Origin of the sequence: Streptomyces sp. MUM 203J (assembly GCF_022414595.1) — a bacterium.
GTDB lineage: Bacteria > Actinomycetota > Actinomycetes > Streptomycetales > Streptomycetaceae > Streptomyces.
Map to the genome: position 1 here is coordinate 53,146 of NZ_JADWYO010000025.1, position 26,127 is coordinate 79,272.

The following is a 26,127-nucleotide window of genomic DNA, read 5'->3' on the forward strand; positions in this document are numbered from 1 at the left end:
GCGCGGTCCCGTGATGTCGCCGTGAGGTGCGGGGACGGCTCGCCGCGTCACAGGACGGCCCTCGCGGCTGCGGTCATGCCGAGGAGGTCGGCCGCGAAGGCCGGGGAGACGGCGAAGCCGGCGCCGCCAGCATGCCGGCCGCGGCCCGCCGGACCTCCGGCTTGGGATCGCCTGGCGGCACCCCGGGCAGAGTCCGTACCCGCGCCGTTCTTCGCCCTGCTCGCCTTCCGCCGCCGGCGTGGCAACCGGTCTCAGCGCCGCGCAGCGACTCGGCACCCGCGGCATTGTTGCCAGGTGCAGCACGAACGGCAGCGCGGCCGATGCGGTGGGGTGCGGCCGCCACACCTCAAGGAGTGACCGGAGCGCGGTACGCGGCGAGGAAGGCGCGGGTGCCGGCCGTCGCGTAGAGGTCGAGGTCGGCTTCCGTGTGCTGGGCGCCGCCGTGGAACATGGCCTGGTTCACGGGGATCCACAGCAGGAGCCCCGCGAAGTGATGTGCGGCCAGTACGGGATCGTCGGTGCGGAGAACTCCCCGGTCGGTGAGGCTCTGGAAGGTGGCGGCCAGGGTGACCAGGACCCGCTCGAAGCCCTGCTCGTACCAGGCGGCGCCGAGTGCGGGGAAGGCGTCGGCGTTGGCGATGACCAGTCGGCGCAGCCGGATGACCTCGGGTCGGGTGAGGGTCGCCAGGAGTCGGCGGGCGAGACGGGTCAGGTTCTCGTCCAGGTCGTCGGCCGTGGCGGGGACGTCGGCCACCAGGTCGATCGTGCTGTCGATGCGGTCGGTGGTCGCCAGGATGATCTCGGAGAAGAGCTTCTCCTTGTCCGCGAAGTGCTTGTAGACGGTCTGCTTGGAGACCGCGGCCAGTTTCGCGATGTCGTCCATGCTCGTTCCCGCGTACCCCTTGTCCAGGAACACGGTGGTCGCGGCGTCCAGGATCGCCTGGTGCTTGCGTGCCGAACGGCTGTCCATTTCCAGCTCCTCTTGTCTGTCCTCTTCCCGTCCCGAAGGGTACTGGACCGACCAGTACCCAGTCGGGTACTGTACCGTCCAGTTCTAGAGCGGCGAAGCCTTCCGGCGGAACCGCGCATCTATGGGGGTTTCACATGGACAAGGTCCTCTCGGCCGACGGCACCGCCATCGCCTTCGAACAGCATGGCTCCGGCCCCGCGCTTGTACTCGTCGGCGGCGCCTTCATGACGAGGCACGCGTCGGCGGAACTCGCCGGCCTGCTGTCCGAGCACTTCGCGGTGTTCACCTACGACCGCCGGGGCCGCGGCGACAGCGGTGACGGGCCGGAGTACGACGTGCAGCGCGAGGTCGAGGACCTGGACGCCCTGATCGAGCGCGCCGGTGGCGAGGCCATGCTGTTCGGTATGTCCTCCGGTGCCGTGCTGGCGCTGGAGGCGACGGCCCGGGGCAGCGCCGTGACCCGGCTGGCCCTGTACGAGCCGCCGTTCGTCACCGACGACAGCCGTCCGCCGCTGCCCGCCGGCTACGTCGCGCACCTGGAGGAGCTGGTGGAGCGGGCGGCGTACGGCGACGCCGCCGCCTACTTCATGACCGCCGCCGTGGGCCTGCCCGCCGAGGCCGTCGACGGCATGCGCCAGGCCCCCTTCTGGGCGGACATGGAGGCCGTCGCCCGCACACTCCCCTACGACGGCCGGATCATGGGCGACACCATGTCCGGCCGCCCGCTGCCCACCGACCGCTGGCAGTCCGTGACCGTGCCGGTCCTCGTCGGCAGCGGCGACGCGGGCGCGCCCCACATGCTCAACGGCGCCCGCGCACTCGTCGGCCTGGCCGACAACTTCACCCTCCAGGTCTTCCCCGGCCAGGAGCACACCATCGCCCCCGCCGTCCTCGCCCCCGCCCTGGCCGCCTTCCTCGCCGCCGAGGAGCAGGCATGAGCAAGGTCTTCGCCAGCCTGGGCATGTCCCTGGACGGCTTCATCGCCGGCCCCGGCTCCGCTCCCGGCAACCCGCTCGGCGACGGCGGAACGCGCATCCACGAGTGGGTCCTCGGTGTCGAGAGCTGGCGGGAGCGTCAGAGCATCGGCGGCGGGCAGACCAACCAGGACGACGACATCGTCCAGGGCAACTTCGCCCGCGCAGGCGCCTACATCATGGGGCGCCACATGTTCGCCGAGGGGGAGGTCGGCTGGCCCGACCCGCCGCCCTTCCGTGCTCCCGTCTTCGTCCTCACTCACACGCCTCGCGAAGCGTGGGTCCGCCAGGGCGGCACCACCTTCACCTTCGTCACCGACGGCATCGACAGCGCCCTCACCCAGGCCCGAGAAGCCGCAGGAGGCAAGGACGTTCAGGTCTCCGGCGGTGCCGAGACCGTACGGCAGTTCATCGAGGTCGGGCTCCTGGACGAACTCCAGATCCACCTGGCCCCCCTCGTCCTCGGTGCGGGCATCCGCCTCTTCGACGGCGTCTCGCCGGCCCTCGGACTCGAACCCGCACAAGTGGTCGCCTCCCCCCGGGTCACCCACCTCACCTATCTGCTCACCGCCCCCTAGCTAGTGCTCGGGAGGGCGGCACAACGAAGAAGGCCCAGGTCTCTGACCTGGGCCTTCCTGGAAGAGCGGATGACGGGAATCGAACCCGCGCTCTGAGCTTGGGAAGCTCATGTTCTACCATTAAACTACATCCGCTTGGCGGTCGAGTGATCGATCCGCTTCGTCGCTCACTGTACCTCATCGCCCGCCCCCGGTGTATCGCACCGGGGGTTCTCGTGTTGCGGCGGGGTGTGATCCGGCAGTCGGCGGCGGGGAGTTGGGGCGTATGGTGGGCGTCGGAGTGCCGCCTGGAGTGGTGTCCTGTTCATCCCCTAATGTGGCTGTCTCGTCCACCGCTTGTCTGGGGAAAGGGCTTGATGGACTCCATGGAGCGCACCGTCGTTCGCTGTGCCGAAGGGCATGTCTTCAGCACCGCTTCGTTTCCGATGCAGCAGCTCGGGGCCGGGCGGATCGGGCCCGGGCGGCTCATTCGCTGTCCCCGGTGCGCGCGGCTGCGGCATGCCGTGCCCGTGGGGGCTCTGCGGCGGTAGCGGAAACTGACCGAGGCTGGTGGGGAGCGCGCGGCGGCCGTCCGATTGGGGCGGGGCCGCGCGCTCTGCGTATCCTCGGGACGTGCTTCTCTCAGACAAGGACATCCGGGCCGAGATCGACGCCGGGCGCGTGCGCATCGACCCGTACGACGATTCCATGGTGCAGCCGTCGAGCATCGACGTGCGGCTCGACCGCTTTTTCCGGGTGTTCGAGAATCACCGTTACCCGCACATCGATCCCGCCGTCGAGCAGGCCGATCTCACCCGGCTCGTGGAGCCGGACGGGGACGAGGCGTTCATCCTCCATCCCGGAGAGTTCGTGCTCGCGTCGACATATGAGGTCATCACGCTGCCGGACGACATCGCCTCGCGGCTGGAGGGGAAGAGCTCTCTCGGGCGGCTCGGGCTGGTGACGCATTCCACCGCCGGGTTCATCGACCCCGGATTCTCCGGCCATGTCACGCTGGAGCTGTCGAATCTCGCGACGCTTCCCATCAAGCTGTGGCCGGGGATGAAGATCGGGCAGCTGTGCATGTTCCGGCTCAGCTCACCCTCCGAGTTCCCTTACGGCAGCGAGCGGTACGGGTCCCGCTACCAGGGGCAGCGCGGGCCCACGGCCTCGCGGTCCTTCCAGAACTTCCATCGGACGCAGGTGTGAGCATGAGTGACGTTGTACGGGAGAACCTCACGTACGAAGGGTTCGGGCGTGCCGTGCGCGAACTCGCCCAGACCGTCGCGGACGACGGCTACGAGCCCGACGTCGTGCTCAGCATCGCCCGCGGCGGCGTTTTCGTCGCCGGTGGGCTCGCCTATGCCCTGGACTGCAAGAACATTCACCTGGTGAATGTCGAGTTCTATACCGGTGTGGGAACCACGCTGGAGATGCCCGTGATGCTGGCGCCCGTTCCCAACGCCATCGACTTCAGCAACAAGAAGGTGCTGATCGCTGATGACGTCGCCGATACGGGCAAGACGCTCAAGCTGGTCCACGACTTCTGCCTCGATCATGTCGCCGAGGTGCGGTCCGCCGTCATCTACGAGAAGTCGCACTCCCTGGTGAAGTGCGAGTACGTCTGGAAGCGGACCGACGACTGGATCAATTTCCCCTGGTCTGTCGAGCCGCCCGTGGTGCGCAGGAGCGGGCAGGTGCTTGACGCCTGATCCCGCCCCGGGAAATGTGAAAGGCCCCGCTGCCGGATGCGCGCGGGGCCTTTCCTCGTGTCCGGGTCTCCTGCTACAGCGTGCCCAGCTTGATCAGGGACAGCAGCGCCACCAGCTGGATCGACGACGCGCCCAGCGCCTTCGGCCAGGGCAGGTCGTGCGACTTGCTCACCATCGATGTGAACAGGGCGCCCGCCGCCAGCCACGACAGCCAGCCGATGACCTGGACGACGGAGTTCTCGCCGCCCAGGAACACGGCGAACAGCAGCCGTGGCGCGTCGGTCATCGACATGATCAGCATCGAGAGGCCGACCGTCGGCTGCCACGACCCGTTGCCACCGAGCTGGCGCGCCAGTGTGTGGGTGACCATGCCCAGGATCAGGCCGCCCACGATCATCATGACGGCCGTCACCAGGACGTAGGGGATCGCCGTGGAGATCGTGGCGTTGATCGCCTCGTCCCGCGCCTTGTCGAACCCGAACAGCGCCAGCAGGCCGTACACGAAGGTCACGACCAGCGCCGGCCCCCACACCGCGTGGTCGCGCATCTGCCAGAACGTCTGGCCGGGGCGCCGCACGATGCCGCTCAGCAGCTGTTTCCACGGCAGCCGCGGGCCCGTGGGGGCCGCGGGGGAGTCCGGGCCGCCGGGGCCGCCCTCGGGGCCGTACGGGGAGTCGTCGACGCTGAAGACCTGTGTGTGACCCGGGTTGTTCGCCGCGTAGGGGTCGGCCCCTCCGCGCGGGGCCGACCCGTACGGCTGCTGATGCTGCGGGTGCGGCTGGGGGCGATGCGGCGCATGGGGCGCGCCGTGCGGGTCGCCGAAGTACTCCGGCTCCTCGTACGCCCGGCCGCCGCCGCCCTGCGGCCACTGCTGCTGCGGCGCGTGCGGGGACGGCGGAGCCGCCGCGCTGCCGTACGGCGCCTGCTGCTGCGGGTGTTGTTGCGGGGTGCGGTTGTCCCGGCCGCGTCCGATCCTGAATCCAGCCACGTCAACGAACGTACCCGGTCCGGCCGGAGTGGGTGCACACAGCCCTGTGCCACCTGCCCTTTGCTGCCGAGCTGTGACATCCCCTAAGGGGTTGTCAGGGGACCCTTCCCGGGCCTGTCGTGGCATCTGTCGTGCCGCCCGTACGACGCGGCCGGGGGCCGCTCGTGATGAGCGGCCCCCGGCCCCTGTGTCTCGTCGGTCCCGTCGTACCGGCTACTTCGCCGGTTCCGGCTCCGGCTCGCTCTCCGTCTCCGGTTCGCCCGCCGGGTCGACGGGGGTCTTGACGGACTCCAGCAGCAGCTGGGCCACGTCCACGACCTGGAGGGACTCCTTCGCGGCGCCCTCGTTCTTCTTGCCGTTCACCGAGTCGGTCAGCATGACCAGGCAGAACGGGCAGGCCGTCGACACGATGTCCGGGTTGAGGGAGAGGGCCTCGTCCACGCGCTCGGTGTTGATGCGCTTGCCGATGCGCTCCTCCATCCACATGCGCGCGCCACCCGCGCCGCAGCAGAAGCCGCGCTCCTTGTGGCGGTGCATCTCCTGCTGGCGCAGGCCCGGGACCTTGTCCATGATCTCGCGCGGCGGCGTGTAGACCTTGTTGTGGCGGCCCAGGTAGCAGGGGTCGTGGTAGGTGATCAGACCGTCGACCGGGGTCACCGGGACCAGCTTGCCCTCGTCGATCAGGTGCTGGAGCAGCTGCGTGTGGTGGATGACCTCGAACTCGCCGCCCAGCTGCGGGTACTCGTTCGCGATCGTGTTGAAGCAGTGCGGGCAGGTCGCGACGATCTTCTTGGACGCCTTCGGCTTCTTCGTGGCCGGGTCGTCCTCGTCCTCACCGAACGCCATGTTCAGCATCGACACGTTCTCCTGGCCGAGCTGCTGGAACAGCGGCTCGTTGCCCAGGCGCCGCGCCGAGTCGCCGGTGCACTTCTCGTCGCCGCCCATGATCGCGAACTTGACGCCCGCCATGTGGAGGAGTTCCGCGAAGGCCTTGGTGGTCTTCTTGGCCCGGTCCTCCAGCGCGCCCGCACAGCCGACCCAGTACAGGTAGTCGATCTCGGAGAGGTCCTCGACGTCCTTGCCGACGATCGGGACCTCGAAGTCGACCTCCTTGGTCCACTGGACGCGCTGCTTCTTGGCCAGGCCCCAGGGGTTGCCCTTCTTCTCCAGGTTCTTGAGCATCGTGCCCGCCTCGGACGGGAACGAGGACTCGATCATGACCTGGTAGCGGCGCATGTCGACGATGTGGTCGACGTGCTCGATGTCGACCGGGCACTGTTCCACGCACGCACCGCAGGTGGTGCAGGACCACAGCACGTCCGGGTCGATGACGCCGTTCTCCTCGGCGGTGCCGATCAGCGGGCGCTCGGCCTCGGCCAGCGCGGACGCGGGGACTCCGGCGAGGGTCTCCTCGGACGCCTTCTCCTCGCCCTCCGCCGTCTTGCCGCCGCCCGCGAGCAGGTAGGGCGCCTTCGCGTGCGCGTGGTCCCGCAGGGACATGATCAGCAGCTTCGGGGACAGCGGCTTGCCCGTGTTCCAGGCCGGGCACTGCGACTGGCAGCGGCCGCACTCGGTGCACGTGGCGAAGTCGAGGATGCCCTTCCACGAGAAGTGCTCGACCTGCGAGACGCCGAAGTTGGTCTCCTCGGCGCCCTCCTCGTCGTCGAAGACCGTCTCGAAGTCGATCTCCTTGCCGCCGGAGGTCATCGGCTGCAGGGCGCCCAGCGCGGTGCCGCCCTCGGCGTCGCGCTTGAAGAAGATGTTCGGGAAGCCGAGGAAGCGGTGCCAGGCCACACCCATGTTGGTGTTCAGCGAGACCGTGATCATCCAGATCAGGGAGACGCTGATCTTCACCATCGCGGCGAAGTAGACCAGGGTCTGGAGCGTCGGAACGCTCAGCCCCTTCAGGGCGACGACCAGCGGGTACGAGACGAAGTACGCCGCCTCGTAGGAGTCCACGTGGTGCAGCGCGCCCTCCAGGCCGCGCAGGGCCAGGATCGCGAGGCCGATCGTCAGGATGACGTACTCGACGAAGTACGCCTGCCAGGCCTTGGAGCCGGCGAAGCGGGACTTGCGGCCGGCCCGGGAGGGCAGGCTCAGCAGCCGGATGACCATCAGCACGGCGATGCCGGCCACCGTCATCAGACCGATGAACTCGATGTACATCTCGAACGGCAGGAAGCCGCCGATGAGCGGCAGCGTCCAGTCCGCCTCGAAGAGCTGCCCGTACGCCTGCGCCAGCGTCGGCGGCAGGGTCAGGAAGCCGATGGCGACGAACCAGTGCGCGAAGCCGACGATGCCCCAGCGGTTCATCCGGGTGTGGCCCAGGAACTCACGGATCACCGTGACGGTGCGGGCCTTCGGGTTGTCGGTGCGGCTGCCGGCCGGGACCGGCTGGCCGAGCTTCACGAAACGGTAGATGTTCGCGATCGCTCGGGCAAAGAGCGCAACGCCGACCACGGTCAGGGTCAGCGACACAATGATCGCGGCGAGTTGCATGGAGGCTCCTCGGGCCTGCGAGGCGGGGACGACGGCGGTCGGGGACGATCTGGGATTACTAAGCGGTAACTTATGGTTCGACTGCCGAGCGTACCCAGTTATTCCGCCGCACTGTAGTCGCGCATGCGGTGATCTGTGTCGCTCAGGCTGCCCTCACCGGCGGTACGCCTCACCCGGCCCGGAGCCGGACCAGGAGCGTGCGCAGGAGCAGAGCCGCGTCCATTCCGATCCCATGGTGCTCCACATAGTGCTGGTCCAGCATCAACGGTTCGTCCCACGGCAGCCCGGAGCCCCGTCTGAGCTGCGCCGGGCCGGTCAGTCCCGGCCGTACCCGGCGGCGCCAGGGCGCGGCCTCGCCGGGGGTGCCCGGCGGCAGCGGCGCCGGACCGACGAGCGACATCTCCCCTCGTACGACATGGGGCAGCCGGGACAGTGCGTCCAGCCGGAAGCGGTGGACGGGCAGGGTGCGCAGGGTGAAGGGGCGGCCCTCCAGGCCCGCGCGGACCTCCCGGACGAACACCTCGCCGCGCGGGCGGCGCAGGGCGGTGAGCGCCGCCGCGGCAGCGAGCGCGGGGGAGGCGAGGGTCAGCAGGACGGAGCCGAGGGTCAGGTCCAGGAAGCGTTTGGCGTGCACGGGAACACCTGGCCGTTCTGGGAGCGTTCTGTTGGCGCGAGGGGTTTTCTGCGCTTTTGTCCGGAAGGGTAAGCGGCCGGACCTGTCCACGGCCGCTGCGGCGCGGGGTGACGGGGTGGCTGCGCATAAGAGGCGGATAAAAGTTGAGTCGGTACGGCTCAGGTCTGTTGACGGCGAGCGAGCCGTCGTGCATCCTTGAGTCTGTTGCACTCAAGTCAGCTGGAGGAATCAGAAATGGCACGTGCGGTCGGCATCGACCTGGGCACGACTAACTCCGTCGTCAGCGTTCTGGAAGGCGGCGAGCCCACCGTCATCACCAACGCCGAGGGCGCCAGGACCACGCCGTCCGTCGTCGCCTTCGCCAAGAACGGCGAAGTCCTCGTCGGAGAGGTCGCCAAGCGGCAGGCGGTCACCAACGTCGACCGGACGATCCGCTCGGTCAAGCGCCACATGGGCACCGACTGGAAGATCGACCTCGACGGGAAGAACTTCAACCCGCAGCAGATCTCCGCGTTCATCCTGCAGAAGCTGAAGCGGGACGCCGAGGCCTACCTGGGCGAGAAGGTCACCGACGCGGTCATCACCGTCCCGGCGTACTTCAACGACTCCGAGCGCCAGGCCACCAAGGAGGCCGGTGAGATCGCGGGTCTGAACGTCCTGCGCATCGTCAACGAGCCGACCGCCGCCGCCCTGGCGTACGGCCTGGACAAGGACGACCAGACGATCCTGGTCTTCGACCTCGGCGGTGGCACCTTCGACGTGTCGCTGCTGGAGATCGGTGACGGCGTCGTCGAGGTGAAGGCCACCAACGGCGACAACCACCTCGGTGGTGACGACTGGGACCAGCGTGTCGTCGACTACCTGGTGAAGCAGTTCGCGGCCGGCCACGGGGTGGACCTGTCCAAGGACAAGATGGCGCTCCAGCGCCTCCGCGAGGCCGCCGAGAAGGCGAAGATCGAGCTGTCCTCGTCCAGCGAGACCTCGATCAACCTGCCGTACATCACCGCGTCCGCCGAGGGCCCGCTGCACCTGGACGAGAAGCTCACCCGCGCCCAGTTCCAGCAGCTGACCTCGGACCTGCTGGAGCGCTGCAAGATCCCGTTCCACAACGTCATCAAGGACGCGGGCATCCAGCTCTCCGAGATCGACCACGTCGTCCTCGTGGGTGGCTCCACCCGCATGCCGGCCGTCGCCGAGCTCGTCAAGGAGCTGACCGGCGGCCAGGAGGCCAACAAGGGTGTGAACCCGGACGAGGTCGTCGCCATCGGCGCCGCCCTCCAGGCCGGTGTCCTCAAGGGCGAGGTCAAGGACGTCCTGCTCCTCGACGTGACCCCGCTGTCCCTCGGTATCGAGACCAAGGGCGGCATCATGACCAAGCTCATCGAGCGGAACACGACCATCCCGACCAAGCGGTCGGAGATCTTCACGACGGCCGAGGACAACCAGCCGTCGGTGCAGATCCAGGTGTACCAGGGCGAGCGCGAGATCGCCGCGTACAACAAGAAGCTCGGGATGTTCGAGCTGACCGGGCTGCCGCCGGCCCCGCGCGGGGTTCCGCAGATCGAGGTCGCCTTCGACATCGACGCCAACGGCATCATGCACGTGACCGCGAAGGACCTGGGCACGGGCAAGGAGCAGAAGATGACCGTCACCGGCGGCTCCTCGCTGCCGCAGGACGAGGTCAACCGGATGCGCGAAGAGGCCGAGAAGTACGCGGAGGAGGACCACAAGCGCCGCGAGGCCGCCGAGGTCCGCAACCAGGGCGAGCAGCTCGTCTACCAGACCGAGAAGTTCCTCAAGGACAACGAGGACAAGGTCCCCGGCGAGGTGAAGACCGAGGTCGAGACCGCCGTCACCGAGCTGAAGGAGAAGCTCAAGGGCGAGGACACGGCCGAGATCAAGACCGCCGCCGAGAAGGTCGCCGCCGTCTCCCAGAAGCTGGGCCAGGCCATGTACGCCGACGCCCAGGGGCAGGCTGCCGGCGCGCCCGGTGCCGAGGGCGCCGGAGCCGCGGGCGCCAAGGCCGACGACGACGTGATCGACGCCGAGATCGTCGACGACGAGAAGCCGAAGGGCGGCGCCGCATGACGGAGGAGACCCCGGGCTTCGAGGAGAAGCCCGACGTCCCCTCCGGCGACGACGCCGCAGCCGAAGCCGCCGCGCCTTCCGAGGAGAGCACGGCGGCCCCGGCCGGGGACGCGAAGGACGACAGCAAGAGCGGCGGCCGGGACACGGCCAAGGCCGCCGGTCTGACGGCCGAGCTGGACCAGGTTCGTACCGCACTCTCCGAGCGCACCGCGGACCTCCAGCGGCTCCAGGCCGAGTACCAGAACTACCGCCGCCGCGTGGAGCGCGACCGCGTCGCCGTCAAGGAGGTCGCCGTCGCGAACCTCCTCACCGAGCTGCTGCCGGTGCTCGACGACATCGGCCGCGCCCGGGAGCACGGCGAACTGGTCGGCGGCTTCAAATCGGTGGCCGAGTCGCTGGAGACCACCGTCGCCAAGATGGGCCTCCAGCAGTTCGGCAAGGAGGGCGAGCCCTTCGACCCGACCGTGCACGAGGCGCTGATGCACTCGTACGCGCCGGACGTCACCGAGACGACGTGCGTGGCGATCCTCCAGCCCGGGTACCGGATCGGCGAGCGGACCATCCGGCCCGCGCGGGTCGCCGTCGCCGAGCCCCAGCCGGGCGCGGCGTCGGCCGCCAAGGAGGAGACGCCGGACGGCGAGGAGAACGGTGGCCCCGAGGAGGGCTGACAGCGAGCGGGCCGGTGGTCCGGGTCCCCAGGGGACCCGGACCACCGGCCCCGGGGCTGAGACAGTGACGGTCCGGAAGGAGGGACGTCGATGAGCACGAAGGACTTCGTCGAGAAGGACTACTACAAGGTCCTCGGCGTTCCCAAGGACGCGACCGAAGCGGAGATCAAGAAGGCGTACCGGAAGCTCGCCCGCGAGTACCACCCGGACGCCAACAAGGGCGACGCCAAGGCGGAGGCCCGTTTCAAGGAGATCTCCGAGGCGAACGACGTCCTCGGGGACCCCAAGAAGCGCAAGGAGTACGACGAGGCCCGCGCCCTCTTCGGCAACGGCGCCCTCTTCGGCAATCAGGGGGGCCGCCCCGGACCCGGTGGCGGATCGTTCAACTTCGACCTCGGCGACCTCTTCGGAGGCGGTCCCCAGGGCGCGCCCGGGGGTGCCGGGGGAGCCGGAGGCTTCGGCGGCGGGCTCGGGGACGTGTTCGGCGGGCTCTTCGGCCGCGGCGGCACCGGCACCCGCACGCAGCCGAGGCGCGGTCAGGACATCGAGTCCGAGGTGACGCTCAGCTTCACCGAGGCGGCCGACGGGGCCACGGTCCCGCTGCGGATGTCCAGCCAGCAGCCCTGCCAGGCCTGCTCCGGCACCGGCGACAAGAACGGCACCCCGCGGGTCTGCCCGACCTGCGTGGGCACCGGTCAGGTGTCGCGCGGCTCCGGCGGTGGCTTCTCGCTCACCGATCCGTGCGTGGAGTGCAAGGGCCGCGGGCTCATCGCGCAGGACCCCTGCGACGTGTGCCACGGCAGCGGGCGCGCCAAGTCGTCCCGCACCATGCAGGTCCGCATCCCGGCGGGCGTCTCCGACGGGCAGCGCATCCGGCTGCGCGGCAAGGGCGCGCCCGGTGAGCGGGGCGGCCCCAACGGCGACCTGTACGTGGTCGTCCATGTGGACGCCCACCCCGTGTTCGGCCGCAAGGGCGACAACCTCACCGTGACGGTGCCGGTCTCGTTCGCGGAGGCGGCGCTGGGCGGCGAGATCCGGGTGCCGACTCTCGGCGGCCCCCCGGTCACGCTGAAGATCCCGGCGGGCACGCCCAACGGCCGCACCATGCGCGCCCGGGGCAAGGGCGCCACCCGCAAGGACGGTACGCGCGGCGACCTGCTGGTCACCGTCGAGGTCGCCGTACCGGCGGCGCTGGACGACAAGGCGCGCGAGGCGCTGGAGACGTACCGCCAGGCCACCGCGGGGGAGGACCCGCGGGCGGAGCTGTTCCAGGCCGCGAAGGGGGCTTGACGACGCAATGGACGGACGCCGACGCAACCCGTACGAGCTGACCGACGAGACTCCCGTGTACGTCATCTCGGTGGCGGCACAGCTGAGCGGGCTGCATCCGCAGACCTTGCGCCAGTACGACCGGCTGGGCCTGGTCTCACCGGACCGTACGCCCGGGCGGGGCCGCCGCTACTCGGCCCGTGACATCCAGCTGCTCCGGCAGGTGCAGCAGCTGTCGCAGGACGAGGGCATCAACCTGGCCGGAATCAAGCGCATCATCGAACTGGAGAACCAGGTCACCGCGCTGGAGGCCCGGGTGGCCGAGCTGACGTCGGCGGTCGAGGGTGCTGCGGTGGCGATGCGTCAGCGCGAGGCGCAGGTGCACGCCTCGTACCGGCGGGACCTGGTGCGGTACGAGGACGTCCAGCAGAGCAGCGCGTTGGTGGTGTGGCGCCCGGGCGGCAGGCAGCGGGGCGGCGGCGCCGAGTAGGCGGCGTTCCGGCCTGGACCGGTGGTGTGGCCCAGGCCCGTTGGCGTGATCATTTTGGCGGAAGGCCCCCTCACAGCAGGGGGCCTTCCGCGTGCGATGATCCGCGCATGCGAGGCAGGAAGACGGCGGTGTGCGCGGCTGTGGCGGCGGTGCTGGCCATCGGTGCGACGACCGTCGGCTGCGATGCGGCCGACGACGGGGCCGCCGAGGGCGCGGGCCCGGCGACGGCGAGTCCTTCGGGAGCGGCATCCGACGGGGCGGGGCCTGACGGGGTGTCGGCGGAGGTCCGTCCGTCCGGCGCGGTGGGTGCGCCGTGTCCGGAGTCCGGAGTCCGGGTGTCCCCCGACGGCGCGTCCGCCGCGCTGGGTTGGCGGGCCGTGGGCGTGGAGCTGGAGAACTGCGGGACGCGGCCGTTCGAGGTGAGCGGGTACCCCGAGGTCGAGGTGCTGGACGGGGACGGGGAGGCGCTGGACGTGACCACCCGGCTCGGCGGCGGCACGGGCGACGCGTCGGACGGCGGGGCGGAGGGCCGCAGCACGTTCACGCTCAAGCCCGGGGAGCGGGCCGCCGCGGGCGTGCAGTGGCGGAACACCGTGACCCGCTCGGACATCCCGGCTACCGAAGGCACCTTCCTGAGAGTCCGCCCCGGTCCGGGCACCCCGCCGCAGACGATCACCCCGGAGGGCGGTCCCGTGGACCTGGGCAACACCGGCACGGTGGAGGTCACACCCTGGAAGCGCGCGGACGGCTGAGCGCGGGGACCGGGGCAGGGAGCCACAGCCCGGAGCCATACAGCCCGGAGCCCCACAGCCTGGTGCCGTACGAGCTCGAAGCCCCGCACACCGGCTCCGCCCCGGTGCGGCACAGCGTACGGCCCGGCGCCGTACGGCCCGGTCGCCGTGCGAGGAGGACCGGGCGCCGTGCGGAGCGGGTTCAGGGCTGGTCGTGGGTGCGCGGCCCCTCGGCGGGCGCGGTGGCGCCGGGGGCCGCCGGATTCCCCGGCAGGCACGAGGCGTCCCCCTCGTCGAGGATGCCGGAGCGGGCTATCAGATACCCCAGCTGCGCCCGGCTGCCGCTGCCGAGCGCGGACGCGAGCTTCGCTATGTGCGCACGGCAGGTGCGGACGTTCATGCCGAGGCGGCGCGCGATCGCCTCGTCCACATGGCCTTCGACGAGGAGCTTGGCGATGGAGCGCTGGATTCCGCTGACCCCGTTCACGGCGGGGGCGTAGGTGACGACCTCTGCCTCCCACGGGATGCCGTGCAGCCAGAACTGCTCGAACACGCCCACCAGGTACTGCACGAGGCCCTCGTGCCGCAGCTCCAGGGCTACCCGGCGGTCGCTGCGGGCCGGGATGAAAGCCACCTTGCGGTCGACGATGATCAGCCGGTCGATGATCTCCTCAAGGGTGCGGACCTCCAGCCCGTACGGCATGATCCGCTCGACGTACCCCATGGTGGCCGAGTGGTGCCGGGCGGTGTGCTGGTACAGGGTCCGCATCCGCACCCCGCGGTCCAGCAGCGGCTCGACCCGGCGCAGCGCGGCCTTCACACTCTCGGGTTTGCGTCCGCTACCGGGCTGGATGGTGAGCAGCTCCAGCGCGCACTCGTCCATGACCCGGTCCAGCTCCGCGTTGATGACGGCGAGGCCCTCCAGGACGTTGATGGCCTGGGTGGCCGGGGGCGACGCCGCGGTGATCGTCATGAACGGCTCGAATGCATCGGCCAACGACAGCGCCCGCTGTCTGCGCTGCTGGATCTCGCGTTCGATGGGGTGTATCAGCTGATTGAGCGCGATGGACGGCGGGACCGGCCGCAGCCAGTCGGGGTCGTCGGGGTCCGGGTGCAGCAGGGCCAGGTCGATGAGGCAGGGCGCCGCGTCGACTTCGGAGCGAGCTATCCGGCCGGCGCGCAGGGCGGCGGCGTACAGGTGCCTTCCGGCTTCGCACGGCTCGTCATGACTGTGCTCGGTTTCCGGAGTGTCCACCTTCGACCGCATCTGCACCCCCCTCAGGGTCCTGTATTTCAGGAACATGATGCCTGTACTGGCTGGTGGAAGCGTTCGGAGTGAGCCATCGTCGTAGGCGCGGGGGAGGAGGTAAGGACAAAAAGAGGTGGAGATCGTCCATGACCAGGATGGTTCGTGCACTCAGCGCCATAGCTGTCGTTGCCGCGGCCGTGTTCGGCGTCACCGCCGTCAGCCCTGAGCCGTCGTGGGAAACCACGCCGGTGAGGAGCGTCGCCGCAGGTGAACCCTCGTGGGAGACCGTCCCGGCGAGTCCGCGCGAGCCCTCGTGGGAGCTCGCTCCCGCCTCCGCGGCCGGTGAGCCCTCGTGGGAGTCCACCGCCGCCTCCGTCGCCGGAGAGCCCTCCTGGGAGTTCACCGGCTCCCCGATGGCGGGTGTCGCGGCGTGAACGTTCCCGACGACCCCCGTTTCCGCCGAGAGATGGCGTCCGCCTACCGCTCCGGGTGGCACTTCATCGACCTCGTCACCGCCGTGCCGCAGGGTGGCGATTCGTTGATGGTCACCCTCTTCGGTGAGCCGATCGTCATCACCCGAGGAGACGACGAGGACATACGCGCCTACCGCTGTCTGCGCCGCCCCAGAGGCGCTCCGCAGCCCGTCCGCTGCGCTATTCGCTACGGAATGATTTTCGTCAATCTCGACCAGCGAGATCACCAGCTGGTCGAGGCCGAGACCACTACCGCCACCCCCCGCAGCGCTTGAGCGGTTCCCCCGTCGTTGTAGATCGCTCAGGCGCTTCCCCCACACAGCGGCGCCATCGTGGACCTGAACACGATGGCGCCGCTGTGCTGTTCGCTTCTGCGTTCACCGGGCGAAGGGCTCTGGCCCGGAACACCGTCTAGAGCGGCGCCGCCGTGGCCTTCAGGACGAAGAACAGGGTCACCGCCGCGTTCACCGACGACAGTGCCGACGCCGTCGTGCCCGCCGCCGCGCCCCACGCGGCCATGCCGACCGCCGTGCAGACCGGGGGCCAGACGCGGGCCGAGGGCGCCGGGCGCAGGAGGGCGGCGACCCGGCGCGGCACCGGGCCGGGCGCGGCGAAGCCCGCGAGCGTCGTGGTGGGGGCGCCGCGGGAGACGAGGGCGGCCTTGCCGACCGCGCGGGCCACCAGGCGGCGGCTGCCGACGCGGGTGGCGGCGTCCTCGTCGGCCCAGCGCTCGGCGGTGTACGTGACGGCGGTACGCAGCGGCCGGAGGAACGGGTTGGCGCGGGCCGCCAGCCGGACGGCCAGAAGGAACCGGTGGTGGCGACCCGTCAGGTGGGCCCGTTCGTGGGCGAACAGGGCCCGGCGTTCGGCGCTGTCCAGCTCGTCGAGCAGCCCGGTCGTGACGACCACCTGGTCCCGGCCGCGCAGCCCCTTGGGCAGGGCGTACGCGTACGGGGTGTCGTCCGGCAGCACGACCACCGGTCGGCCGGCCAGCCCGGACAGGGCCCGCGCGGCGCGGAGCCGTACCCGGTGATGGCGCCACGCGGCCCGGGCACAGGCGGTGACCACCGCGATGAGCGCGGGGATGGCCGCACGGCCCGCGACCTCGTCGTAGGGGAGCGCCGCCCGCACCTCGGGGTCGGACCAGCCGTCGGGCAGCGGGTTGCCGGGGAGCTGGGCCGTGCCGACCACCATCAGCAGGGCGAGGCACAGCGTGCTGCACACCGCCAGCACCACTGCGACCGCGGTCAGCAGCCAGGTCGCGGCGCGCGGGTGCAGGTGCTGCTCGGCCAGCCGGGCCATGGGCCAGGCCGTTAAGGGCAGGACCAGGGGGAGGAAGACGAAGACGCCCATGGGTGGTCAGCCCCCGCCGGGGAAGCCGTGCGCCGACTGGGCCAGCAGGTCGCGCAGCAGGCGCTCGTCGCCGGGCGGCAGCGCGGTCACGAAGCTGGCCAGCACGGCCTCCCGGTCCGCCTCCGCGTCCAGCACGCGGCGCATCCGCAGCGCGGCGAGTCCGGCCTCGTCCGCGACGGCCGTCCACCGGAACGCGCGGCCCGCGCGCTGCCGGGCGACGACCCCCTTGGTGTGGAGCCGGGTCAGGATGGTGACGACCGTGGTGTAGGCGAGCCCGCCGCCGACACGCTCCTGCACGTAGGAGGCGGTGACCGGCTCGGGCGCGTGGCACAGGGCGTTCAGCACCTGGGTCTCCAGCTCGCCCTGGGCGCGGCGGCGCGCCTGGCGGCCGGACGCCCCGCCCCGGTTCTGCTCCGTCATCCCTCGACCTCCCCACCGGCCCCGCCGGTTGCGGGGCGGTACATGGTAGCCAGCGGCGTCCGCCCACCGTTCATCTCGAATCCGCCTCCGTGAGGGGGATGTGCCGCTTATCCTTCTACAGGCGTGTAGACATGACGCGTCATCAAACTCGTTGGAGGCAGCCGTGGCTGAGATAGACCTGGGCAAGATGCTCGACAAGGCGTGGGCGGACAAGAGCCTGCCGGAGATCCTCGCGGCGCCCGTGGGTGCGCTCAAGGGCGTCTCGGAGCGGGACGGGGAACTGCTGAAGGAGGCGTTCGGGATCGAGACGGTCGCCGACCTCGCCGACCTCAAGTACGTCCGCTGGGCGCAGACGCTGGCCGCTCTCGACGCCGCGTCGAAGTAGTCCTGTACGAACGCATGTGAGGAGTGAACGCCACGATGGTGTTCAAACGACTGCTCGGGTCGGTCGGCATCGGCGCCCCCTCGGTGGACACGGTCCTGGCGCCGGGCGCGTTCCGGCCCGGCGGCATGCTCACCGGTGAGGTGCGGATGGAGGGCGGCAAGGCCGACTTCACGATCGAGCACATCACCCTGGAGCTGGTCGCCCGGGTGGAGGCCGAGCACGACGGCGGGGAGAGCGAGGGCTTCGTCGCCTTCGAGCGGTTCACCGTGGGCGGCGGCTTCCGGCTGGCGGAGGGCGAGCAGCGGACCGTCCCGTTCAGTGTGGCGCTCCCGTGGGAGACCCCGGTCACCGAGCTGTACGGGCAGGGCCTCGGCATCGTCCTGGGTGTCCGCACCGAACTCGCGGTGGCCGGCGCCAAGGACAAGGGCGACCTGGACCCGCTGGCGGTCGGCCCGCTGCCCGTCCAGGAGGCCGTCCTGGAGGCGTTCGGGCAGCTCGGCTTCGGCTTCAGGTCGGCTGACCTGGAGCTGGGCCGGATCAACGGGACGGGGCAGCAACTGCCCTTCTACCAGGAGATCGAGATGGCCCCGGCGCCGCAGTACGCGCACGCGGTCAACGAGATCGAGGTGACGTTCCTGGCGAACCCGGGTGGCGTGGAGGTCGTTCTGGAGGCCGACAAGCGCGGCGGCTTCTTCTCCGGCGGCCATGACGCGCTGACCCGCTTCACCGTCGGACACGAGGCGGTCGGGCAGACCGACTGGAACGCTGAAGTGGAGCGCTGGGTCAGCCAGTTGGTGGAGCACCGGTCGGCGGCACACGGCTCGTACGGCGCCCACGGCTCGTACGGGCACGGTGACCCGTACACGGGCAAGGACGGCCACCACGGTCACGGCGGCCACGGCCATGGCGGGCACTCCGGGCCCGGCGTGGGCACCGCCGTCGCGGCCGGTGCGGCGGGGCTGGCGGTCGGAGTCGCGGGCGGACTGGTCGCTGCCGAAATCGTCGACGAGGTCGGGGACTTCTTCGAGGACGACGACGAGGGCGACGAAGGGGACGAGGGCTGAGCACCGTGCCCGGGGGCGGGCGCTGCTGGTAGCTTCTACATCACTGTAGAAGGAGCGGCGCCCGCCTGCGCGCTCCGCTCCGTCTTCCGCACGACGAAGGAGCGTTCATGGCCCTGTGGGACCGCATCAAGGAATCGGCCTCGACGATGCAGACACAACTTCTGGCGAAGAAGAACGAGTTGACGAGCGGCGCGTTCCGCGACGCGAGCATGGCGATGTGCGCGCTGGTCGCCGCCGCGGACGGCCGGATCGACCCGTCGGAGCGGCAGCGGGTGGCGCAGCTCATCGCCACCAACGATGTGCTGCAGAACTTCCCCGCCGACGACCTGCACCGCCGGTTCGAGGAGAACCTCGACAGGCTGACCAGGGACTTCGCCCTCGGCAAGGTCAGCGTGCTCCAGGAGATCGCCAAGGCGAAGAAGAAGCCGGCGGAGGCCCGCGCAGTCGTCCAGATAGGCATCGTGATCGGCGGGGCCGACGGGGACTTCGACAAGACCGAGCAGGCGGTCGTGCGGGAGGCCTGCTTCACCCTGGACCTGCCGCCGCACGAGTTCGACCTGTAGGGCCCAGGGCTCCTCACACACACGAAGGAAAGGGCACCGGCATGGAGATCTCCGGCATCATCACCGCCGTCGTCTTCGGGGCGGTCATCGGCGCGCTCGGCCGGCTCGTCCTGCCCGGCCGGCAGAACATCGGCTGGCTGTGGACGATCGGAGTCGGCGTCGCGGCGGCGCTGGTGGGCACGGCGATCGCCGCCGTCCTGGGAGTCGCGGACACCAGGGGGCCCGACTGGATCGAGTGGTTCATCCAGATCGGCCTCGCCGCCCTGGGAGTCAGCGCGCTGGAGCGCTACCGCTCCAGGAGCTGATGTCGAGCTCGTACTCGTGCGCGGTGCGGACCGGCCGGTAGCCGAGGTCGTCGTTGATCCGCTGCATGTACGGGTTGGTGGTGGCCGTGTCGGTCAGCAGGCCGCCGAGACCGGGGTGGCGTTCACGGGCGTGCAGGATCGAGGCGGCCTTCATCCAGCGCCCGAGTCCGTGTCCCCGGTGCTCCGGCAGGACGCCGGTCCCGTAGTGCTGCGCGTCGCCGGTCCCGTCGCCGGGGACGACGAGTTCGGTGAACCCGGCGACGGTCCCGTCCGCGGAGTCGACGGCGGCCACGGTGTGCAGCAGCTCCCCGCGCGCGGCGACGGCCGCGGCTGCCGCCCGTACCCGCTCCAGGTCCCACTTCACGGTCCCGTGGTCGACCGCGCCCGTCGGCATGTCGTCCATGGCCCGCCGTGACGCGACGAAGGACGGCGCGAGCGTCTCCGGTACCGCTCCCTCCCACGCGACGAGCCGGTAGCCGGGCCGCGGCGTGTCCGCCTCGGTGTGCAGCGCGGCCATGTCGGCCTCGGCCAGCGGCAGCCGGGCGTAGACGAGGGCGAGCGCGGTACGGAATCCCCGCGCGGCGAGGAACCCGGCCCCGGCCGATCCCTCGTCGGCCTGCGCGACAAGGCTGCGTCGCCCGTCTTCCCGAGCGGCGTCGACCAGGGCGCCGAGCAGCCGCGTAGCCACCCCCCGCCGCCGCTCGGCGGGGTGCACGCGGATCTCCGCCTCGGCGAGATGCCGTTGCCCGTCCCCGAGGAGGAGCCGCAGGGAGGCCGTCCCGGCAGGGGAACCGTCGGCTCCCTCCGCCAGCCACACGAGCCGGCGCCCATGGGCCGACTCGACGGGATCGATCAGAGCGGTGAGGCGCAGCGCGCCCTCGGTCACGGAGTCCATCGGTCCAGGGTAGGAACCAGGGCCCGCCGGAGCACGGGGTTTTCCGCCCCGCGGAGGACTCCGCGACCGGCCGCGAACCCGTCCGAAACAGAGAAGCGAAGCGCGCCGCCCGCCCGTAGCGTGAGGCCCATGGACCGGTCTGTCACTCGAGGGAGCGAGACGATGAGCAAGGGCACGACACCGCACGCCGCCGACAGCCACGATCTGATCCGCGTGCACGGCGCCCGTGAGAACAACCTGAAGGACGTCAGCGTCGAGATCCCCAAGCGCCGTCTGACCGTCTTCACCGGTGTCTCCGGCTCCGGCAAGAGTTCGCTGGTGTTCGACACGATCGCCGCCGAGTCGCAGCGGATGATCAACGAGACCTACAGCGCCTTCGTCCAGGGGTTCATGCCCACCCTCGACCGCCCCGAGGTCGACGTGCTCGACGGCCTCACCACCGCGATCATCGTCGACCAGGAGCGCATGGGCGCCAACGCCCGCTCCACCGTCGGCACCGCCACCGACGTCAACGCGATGCTCCGCATCCTCTTCAGCCGTCTCGGGAAACCCCACATCGGCTCGCCCGGTGCCTTCTCCTTCAACGTCGCCTCGGTCCAGGCATCCGGGATGCTCAAACAGGGCGACGGCAAGGCGGAGAAGGTCACCTTCTCCCGGACCGGCGGCATGTGCGCCCACTGCGAGGGCCGCGGCACGGTCTCCGACTTCGACCTCTCGCAGCTGTACGACGACACGAAGTCCCTCAACGAGGGTGCGCTCACCGTCCCCGGCTACACCATGGACGGCTGGTACGGACGGATCTTCCGCGGCTGCGGCTTCTTCGACCCGGACAGGCCGATCCGGGAGTTCACCGAACGCGAGCTGGCCGACCTGCTCTCCAAGGAGCCGACCCGGATCAAGGTCGAGGGCGTCAACGTGACCTACGAGGGCCTCATTCCGAAGATCCGGAAGTCCTTCCTCGCCAAGGACCGCGAGGCGATGCAGCCGCACATCCGGCGGTTCGTGGACCGGGCCGTCACCCTCCAGACCTGCCCCGAGTGCGACGGCACCCGGCTCAGCGAGGCCGCGCGGTCCTCGAAGATCGACGGCATCAGCATCGCGGACGCCTGCGCGATGCAGATCAGCGACCTCGCCGCATGGGTCCGCGGCCTCGACGAACCCTCGGTCACGCCGCTGCTGACCGCGCTGGGCGAAAGCCTCGACTCGTTCGTCGAGATCGGGCTCGGCTACCTCAGCCTCGACCGCCCCGCCGGCACGCTCTCCGGCGGCGAGGCACAGCGCACCAAGATGATCCGGCACCTCGGATCCTCACTGACCGACGTCACGTACGTCTTCGACGAGCCGACCATCGGCCTGCACCCGCACGACATCCAGCGGATGAACAACCTCCTGCTGCGGCTGCGCGACAAGGGCAACACCGTGCTGGTCGTGGAGCACAAGCCGGAGGCGATCCTCACCGCGGACCATGTCGTCGACCTCGGCCCCGGCGCCGGGACGGCCGGCGGCGAGGTGGTGTTCGAGGGAACCGTCGACGGACTGCGCGCGAGCGGCACCCTGACCGGCCGCCACCTCGACGACCGGGCGCGCCTCAAGGACGCGGTGCGGAAGCCGGACGGCGCCCTGGAGATCCGCGGCGCGCGGCAGAACAACCTCCGGGACGTGGACGTCGACGTCCCGACCGGTGTCCTCACCGTCGTCACCGGCGTGGCGGGCTCCGGCAAGAGCTCCCTCATCCACGGCAGCCTCGCGGCACGGGAGGGTGTGATCGTCGTCGACCAGACCGCCATCAAGGGCTCCCGCCGCTCCAACCCCGCCACCTACACCGGGCTGCTCGAGCCCGTGCGCAAGGCCTTCGCCAAGGCCAACGGCGTGAAACCCGCGCTGTTCAGCGCCAACTCGGAGGGCGCCTGCCCCACCTGCAACGGCGCCGGGCTCGTCTACACCGACCTCGGGATGATGCAGGGCGTCTCCACGACCTGTGAGGAGTGCGACGGGAAGCGGTTCCAGGCAGCGGTGCTCGACTACCGCCTCGGCGGGCGGGACATCAGCGAGGTGCTCGCGATGTCGGTGACGGAGGCCGAGGAGTTCTTCCGCGCGGGCGAGGCCCGGACGCCCGCCGCGCACAGGATCCTCGACCGGCTCGCGGAGGTCGGGCTCGGCTATCTGACCCTGGGGCAGCCGCTCACCACGCTGTCCGGCGGAGAGCGGCAGCGGCTCAAGCTGGCCACGCACATGGGGGAGAAGGGCGGGATCTACGTCCTCGACGAGCCCACAACCGGTCTCCATCTGGCCGACGTGGAGCAGCTGCTGGGCCTGCTCGACCGGCTGGTCGACTCCGGGAAGTCGGTCATCGTCATCGAGCACCACCAGGCGGTCATGGCGCACGCCGACTGGATCATCGACCTCGGCCCCGGCGCCGGTCACGACGGCGGCCGGGTCGTCTTCGAGGGCACCCCGGCCGAGCTGGTCTCCGCACGGGACACGCTGACGGGGGAGCACCTGGCGGCGTACGTGGCGGCGGAGTGAGGCCGGACCTCTTCGGGCGCCGCCTCCGGGCCGGCGTACCGGGTGCCGCCGTGACGGGAGGCCGGCGTGTCACGGACGCCGGTGTTCCCGGACGGCCACGCCCTCCGCGGTACGTCCGGCCGGGGTAGCCCCCACAGACGCCCTTGGCCCTTCGGCCGCCCCGGGCCGCCGCGCCTCCGCTGAACCGTTCGCCTGCCGGCGCCACCGGACCGTGCCGTCGGCAGGTGAACGCAGACCGGGGGCCCGCCCGTGCCCCCGGCCACGGCCACCGCCGCGTCTCCACGGGACGCCTTCCGCCCCTGCCTCACAGCGCACCCGCGCGCGAACCCACAGGTGCCGCCGCCCGGGGCGGTCTCACGGACGTGCGCCGAGACGGCCGGGTGCCGGTCCCGCGCGTCTGCGGCGCAGACTGGAGAGGAACCTCCCCGAGAGAGATTGGTACGACGCACATGGGACGCGGCAGGCTGCGGATCTACCTCGGCGCGGCACCGGGCGTCGGCAAGACGTACGCGATGCTGGCCGAGGCGCACCGGCGGGTGGAGCGCGGCACGGACTGTGTCGTCGGGTTCGTCGAGCACCACGACCGGCCGCGTACGGAGGTGATGCTGCACGGTCTGGAGGAGATCCCGCGCCGTGAGCTGGCCTACCGGGGCGCCGCCTTCACCGAGATGGACGTGGACGCGGTGCTGGCCCGTCGTCCGGCGGTGGTGCTGGCCGACGAGCTGGCGCACACGAACGTGCCGGGCTCGCGGAACGCGAAGCGCTGGCAGGACGTGGAGGAGCTGCTGGCCGCCGGGATCGACGTCATATCGACGGTGAACATCCAGCACCTGGAGTCGCTGGGCGACGTCGTCGAGTCGATCACCGGCATCCGGCAGCAGGAGACCGTGCCGGACGAGGTGGTGCGGCGGGCCGACCAGATCGAGCTGGTCGACATGTCGCCGCAGGCGCTGCGCCGCCGGATGGCGCACGGCAACGTCTACCGGTCGGAGAGGATCGACGCGGCCCTGTCGAACTACTTCCGGCCCGGCAACCTGACGGCGCTGCGGGAGCTGGCGCTGCTGTGGGTGGCGGACCGGGTCGACGAGTACCTTCAGCAGTACCGGAAGGACCACCGGGTCTCGAAGATCTGGGGTTCGCGGGAGCGGATCGTGGTCGGGCTGACCGGCGGCCCGGAGGGGCGCACCCTGATCCGGCGGGCCGCGCGGCTGGCGGAGAAGGGCGCGGGCGGCGAGGTGCTCGCGGTGTACGTGGCCCGCAGCGACGGGCTGACCTCGGCGTCCCCGAAGGAGCTGGCGGTCCAGCGGACGCTGGTCGAGGACCTGGGCGGGACGTTCCACCATGTCATCGGGGACAACATCCCGATGTCCCTGCTGGAGTTCGCGCGGGGGGTGAACGCGACGCAGATCGTGCTGGGCGCGAGCCGCCGCAGGTCGTGGCAGTACGTGTTCGGGCCCGGCGTCAGCGCGACGGTGTCCCGCGAGTCGGGGCCGGACCTGGACGTGCACATCGTCACGCACGACGCGGTGGGCCGGGGGAGGGGGCTGCCCTCGTCGCACGGCAGCCGGCTGGGGCCGGCCCGGTTGCTGTGGGGCTGGCTGGTGGGCGGCGCCGGGCCGTTCCTGCTGACCTGGCTGCTGATCATGACGGGCTTCGGGCCGGGTCTGGCCAACGAGATGCTGCTGTTCCTGGGCCTGACCGTGGCGGCGGCGCTGCTGGGCGGACTGTGGCCGGCGCTGGTCTCGGCCACCACGGGGTCGCTGCTGCTGAACTGGTTCTTCACGCCGCCGACGTACACCTGGACCATCGCGGACCCGGAGAACATCATCGCGATCTCCGTGTTCTTCGCGGTGGCGGCGTCAGTGGCGTCCGTGGTGGGGCTCGCGGCCCGCCGTACGCAGCAGGCGGCGCGGCTGCGGGCCGAGTCGGAGACCCTGTCGCTGCTGGCGGGCAGTGTGCTGCGGGGGGAGACGACGCTGGACGCGCTGCTGGAGCGGGTGCGGGAGACGTTCACGATGGACTCGGTGGCGCTGCTGGAGCGGGACGCGGACACCGAGCCGTGGACCTGCGCGGGCAGTGTGGGGCTGGGGGCGCTTCCGGTACGGCCGGAGGACGCGGACGTCGACATGCCGATCGGGGACCATCTGGCGCTCGCCCTGTCCGGGCGGGTGCTGCCGGCCGAGGACCGGCGGGTGCTGGCCGCGTTCGCGGCGCAGGCGGCGGTCGTGCTGGACCGGCAGCGGCTCGTCGGAGAGGCGGAGGAGGCCCGCAAGCTGGCCGAGGGCAACAAGATCCGTACGGCGCTGCTGGCGGCGGTCAGCCATGACCTGCGGACCCCGCTGGCGGCCATCAAGGCGGCGGTCAGCTCGCTGCGGTCCGACGACGTGGAGTGGTCGGAGGAGGACCAGGCGGAGCTGCTGGCCGGGATCGAGGAGGGCGCGGACCGGCTGGACCACCTGGTGGGCAACCTCCTCGACATGTCCCGCCTCCAGACCGGGACGGTCACCCCGCTGCTGCGGGAGACGGATTTGGACGAGGTGGTGCCGGTGGCGCTCGGGGGCGTACCGGAGGGCAGCGTGGAGCTGGACATCCCGGAGACGCTGCCGATGGTCACGGTCGACCGGGGGCTGCTGGAGCGGACGGTCGCGAACGTCGTCGAGAACGCGGTGAAGTACAGCCCGGCGGGCGTGCCGGTCGTGGTCGCGGCGAGCGCGCTCGGCGGCTGGGTCGAGCTGCGGGTGGTGGACCGGGGCCCGGGCATCCCCGACGAGGCGAAGGAGCAGGTCTTCGCGCCGTTCCAGCGGTACGGCGACGCCCCGCGCGGCGCCGGGGTGGGCCTCGGTCTGGCCGTGGCACGGGGCTTCGCGGAGGCGATCGGCGGCACGCTGACGGCGGAGGACACGCCCGGCGGCGGCCTGACGATGGTCCTGGCCCTCCCGAAGACCCCGAGCACACCGCCGGTCGCGCCGGAACTGCCGGCGACGGCGACGACGTAGGGGGCGGCGCCACCGCCCCCCCCCGGGCCTGTTTCTCCCCGGGTCCCGTGCCTCCCGGGCCCACGTCCCCGGGCCCCGGGCCCTGTGCCCCTCCGGGGTCCCGTGCCCCGGAGGTCCTGCACCTTCCGGGGCCCCTGCCCCCTGGGCCGTGTCCGGTGGAGCCTTCCGCTGTGCCCGGTGGCCGCCGCGCGGCGGGCGGCTTCTCCCGGAGGCGGAGCTCCGCCCCGGCCCCGGGCGGGCTGAAGCCCTCGCCCCGGGTCGGGTCAGCTCAGTTCGGCGAACGCCTCCACCGACCGGGTCTTGCCCGTCACCACGATG

25 protein-coding genes and 1 tRNA gene are annotated in these 26,127 nt (G+C 71.0%); 17 read left to right on the top strand and 9 right to left on the bottom strand.

The window, feature by feature from the left end; genetic code table 11:
* Window positions 1–346: 346 nt before the first annotated feature.
* Window positions 347–970, bottom strand: coding sequence for a TetR/AcrR family transcriptional regulator (locus I3F58_RS15290; protein ID WP_240109141.1), 624 nt, complete (start codon window positions 968–970; stop codon window positions 347–349).
* A gap of 134 nt (window positions 971–1,104) precedes the next feature.
* On the opposite strand from I3F58_RS15290, the gene I3F58_RS15295 reads away from it, so the two are divergent.
* On the top strand, window positions 1,105–1,908 hold the full coding sequence (locus I3F58_RS15295) for an alpha/beta fold hydrolase (RefSeq protein WP_240109142.1): 804 nt from the start codon (window positions 1,105–1,107) through the stop codon (window positions 1,906–1,908).
* Window positions 1,905–2,522: a dihydrofolate reductase family protein gene (locus I3F58_RS15300; RefSeq protein ID WP_240109143.1), complete on the top strand. Its 618-nt coding sequence runs from the start codon at window positions 1,905–1,907 to the stop codon at window positions 2,520–2,522. Before I3F58_RS15295 ends, I3F58_RS15300 begins: the two co-directional genes overlap by 4 nt.
* A gap of 64 nt (window positions 2,523–2,586) precedes the next feature.
* Here the strand turns inward: I3F58_RS15300 and I3F58_RS15305 are convergent.
* Window positions 2,587–2,657: transfer RNA gene (locus I3F58_RS15305), tRNA-Gly, on the bottom strand.
* A 477-nt stretch (window positions 2,658–3,134) separates the two neighbouring features.
* Between I3F58_RS15305 and dcd the strand changes: the two genes are divergently transcribed.
* Complete coding sequence (dcd, locus tag I3F58_RS15310; RefSeq protein WP_240109144.1) at window positions 3,135–3,710, top strand: dCTP deaminase; 576 nt, start codon at window positions 3,135–3,137, stop codon at window positions 3,708–3,710.
* 2 nt (window positions 3,711–3,712) lie between these two features.
* Entirely contained in the window at window positions 3,713–4,213 is a 501-nt protein-coding gene (locus tag I3F58_RS15315; RefSeq protein ID WP_240109145.1) for a phosphoribosyltransferase, read from the top strand.
* Between the two features lie 73 nt (window positions 4,214–4,286).
* Here I3F58_RS15315 and I3F58_RS15320 read toward each other — a convergent pair whose 3' ends face one another.
* From I3F58_RS15320 to I3F58_RS15330, 3 genes are all read right to left on the bottom strand, one after another.
* Window positions 4,287–5,201 carry a Yip1 family protein gene (locus I3F58_RS15320; RefSeq protein WP_240109146.1) on the bottom strand — a complete coding sequence of 305 codons (915 nt, stop codon included), beginning with the start codon at window positions 5,199–5,201 and terminating at the stop codon, window positions 4,287–4,289.
* Between the two features lie 213 nt (window positions 5,202–5,414).
* Window positions 5,415–7,700 carry a (Fe-S)-binding protein gene (locus I3F58_RS15325; RefSeq protein ID WP_240109147.1) on the bottom strand — a complete coding sequence of 762 codons (2,286 nt, stop codon included), beginning with the start codon at window positions 7,698–7,700 and terminating at the stop codon, window positions 5,415–5,417.
* Between the two features lie 169 nt (window positions 7,701–7,869).
* The gene (locus I3F58_RS15330; protein WP_240109148.1) at window positions 7,870–8,334 is read right to left on the bottom strand and encodes a sugar transferase; all 465 of its coding nucleotides are present in this window, start codon (window positions 8,332–8,334) and stop codon (window positions 7,870–7,872) included.
* A gap of 234 nt (window positions 8,335–8,568) precedes the next feature.
* Here I3F58_RS15330 and dnaK point away from each other — a divergent pair, with 234 nt between their 5' ends.
* The 5 genes from dnaK to I3F58_RS15355 all read left to right on the top strand — a co-directional run bounded on the left by dnaK (window position 8,569) and on the right by I3F58_RS15355 (window position 13,601).
* Window positions 8,569–10,422 (top strand): molecular chaperone DnaK, encoded by a 1,854-nt coding sequence (gene dnaK / locus I3F58_RS15335; RefSeq protein WP_240109149.1) that lies wholly within the window; start codon window positions 8,569–8,571, stop codon window positions 10,420–10,422.
* The gene (gene grpE / locus I3F58_RS15340) at window positions 10,419–11,090 is read left to right on the top strand and encodes a nucleotide exchange factor GrpE (protein ID WP_240109150.1); all 672 of its coding nucleotides are present in this window, start codon (window positions 10,419–10,421) and stop codon (window positions 11,088–11,090) included. The genes dnaK and grpE overlap by 4 nt, the downstream gene beginning before the upstream one ends.
* 90 nt (window positions 11,091–11,180) lie before the next feature.
* On the top strand, window positions 11,181–12,380 hold the full coding sequence (gene dnaJ, locus I3F58_RS15345) for a molecular chaperone DnaJ (protein ID WP_240109151.1): 1,200 nt from the start codon (window positions 11,181–11,183) through the stop codon (window positions 12,378–12,380).
* Window positions 12,381–12,387: 7 nt separating this feature from the next.
* Entirely contained in the window at window positions 12,388–12,849 is a 462-nt protein-coding gene (locus I3F58_RS15350) for a heat shock protein transcriptional repressor HspR (RefSeq protein ID WP_240109152.1), read from the top strand.
* A gap of 107 nt (window positions 12,850–12,956) precedes the next feature.
* A complete protein-coding gene (locus I3F58_RS15355) occupies window positions 12,957–13,601 on the top strand; it encodes a DUF4232 domain-containing protein (protein ID WP_240109153.1) in 645 nt (214 codons plus the stop codon).
* A gap of 181 nt (window positions 13,602–13,782) precedes the next feature.
* Here the strand turns inward: I3F58_RS15355 and I3F58_RS15360 are convergent, their stop codons facing one another.
* Entirely contained in the window at window positions 13,783–14,847 is a 1,065-nt protein-coding gene (locus I3F58_RS15360) for a helix-turn-helix transcriptional regulator (protein WP_240109154.1), read from the bottom strand.
* A 128-nt stretch (window positions 14,848–14,975) separates the two neighbouring features.
* Here I3F58_RS15360 and I3F58_RS15365 point away from each other — a divergent pair, with 128 nt between their 5' ends.
* Window positions 14,976–15,263, top strand: a complete 288-nt coding sequence (locus I3F58_RS15365; protein ID WP_240109155.1) for a hypothetical protein — start codon at window positions 14,976–14,978, stop codon at window positions 15,261–15,263.
* A 32-nt stretch (window positions 15,264–15,295) separates the two neighbouring features.
* Window positions 15,296–15,577, top strand: a complete 282-nt coding sequence (locus I3F58_RS15370) for a (2Fe-2S)-binding protein (RefSeq protein ID WP_275678550.1) — start codon at window positions 15,296–15,298, stop codon at window positions 15,575–15,577.
* A gap of 136 nt (window positions 15,578–15,713) precedes the next feature.
* Here the strand turns inward: I3F58_RS15370 and I3F58_RS15375 are convergent, their stop codons facing one another.
* Window positions 15,714–16,655, bottom strand: a complete 942-nt coding sequence (locus I3F58_RS15375) for a M56 family metallopeptidase (protein WP_240109157.1) — start codon at window positions 16,653–16,655, stop codon at window positions 15,714–15,716.
* A gap of 6 nt (window positions 16,656–16,661) precedes the next feature.
* The gene (locus I3F58_RS15380; protein WP_240109158.1) at window positions 16,662–17,075 is read right to left on the bottom strand and encodes a BlaI/MecI/CopY family transcriptional regulator; all 414 of its coding nucleotides are present in this window, start codon (window positions 17,073–17,075) and stop codon (window positions 16,662–16,664) included.
* Between the two features lie 163 nt (window positions 17,076–17,238).
* Between I3F58_RS15380 and I3F58_RS15385 the strand changes: the two genes are divergently transcribed.
* From I3F58_RS15385 to I3F58_RS15400, 4 genes are all read left to right on the top strand, one after another.
* A complete protein-coding gene (locus I3F58_RS15385; protein ID WP_240109159.1) occupies window positions 17,239–17,460 on the top strand; it encodes a hypothetical protein in 222 nt (73 codons plus the stop codon).
* Window positions 17,461–17,495: 35 nt separating this feature from the next.
* Window positions 17,496–18,524 carry a sporulation protein gene (locus I3F58_RS15390; RefSeq protein ID WP_240109160.1) on the top strand — a complete coding sequence of 343 codons (1,029 nt, stop codon included), beginning with the start codon at window positions 17,496–17,498 and terminating at the stop codon, window positions 18,522–18,524.
* A 107-nt stretch (window positions 18,525–18,631) separates the two neighbouring features.
* On the top strand, window positions 18,632–19,087 hold the full coding sequence (locus I3F58_RS15395) for a tellurite resistance TerB family protein (protein ID WP_240109161.1): 456 nt from the start codon (window positions 18,632–18,634) through the stop codon (window positions 19,085–19,087).
* 41 nt (window positions 19,088–19,128) lie between these two features.
* The gene (locus I3F58_RS15400; RefSeq protein WP_240109162.1) at window positions 19,129–19,392 is read left to right on the top strand and encodes a GlsB/YeaQ/YmgE family stress response membrane protein; all 264 of its coding nucleotides are present in this window, start codon (window positions 19,129–19,131) and stop codon (window positions 19,390–19,392) included.
* On the opposite strand, the gene I3F58_RS15405 is transcribed toward I3F58_RS15400, so the two are convergent.
* Window positions 19,358–20,287, bottom strand: a complete 930-nt coding sequence (locus I3F58_RS15405; RefSeq protein ID WP_240109163.1) for a GNAT family N-acetyltransferase — start codon at window positions 20,285–20,287, stop codon at window positions 19,358–19,360. The two genes, I3F58_RS15400 and I3F58_RS15405, sit on opposite strands and share 35 nt — an antisense overlap.
* A gap of 162 nt (window positions 20,288–20,449) precedes the next feature.
* On the opposite strand from I3F58_RS15405, the gene I3F58_RS15410 reads away from it, so the two are divergent.
* Window positions 20,450–22,813: an excinuclease ABC subunit UvrA gene (locus tag I3F58_RS15410; protein WP_240109164.1), complete on the top strand. Its 2,364-nt coding sequence runs from the start codon at window positions 20,450–20,452 to the stop codon at window positions 22,811–22,813.
* Between the two features lie 449 nt (window positions 22,814–23,262).
* Window positions 23,263–25,809: a sensor histidine kinase KdpD gene (locus I3F58_RS15415; protein WP_240109165.1), complete on the top strand. Its 2,547-nt coding sequence runs from the start codon at window positions 23,263–23,265 to the stop codon at window positions 25,807–25,809.
* Window positions 25,810–26,127 lie beyond the last annotated feature (318 nt).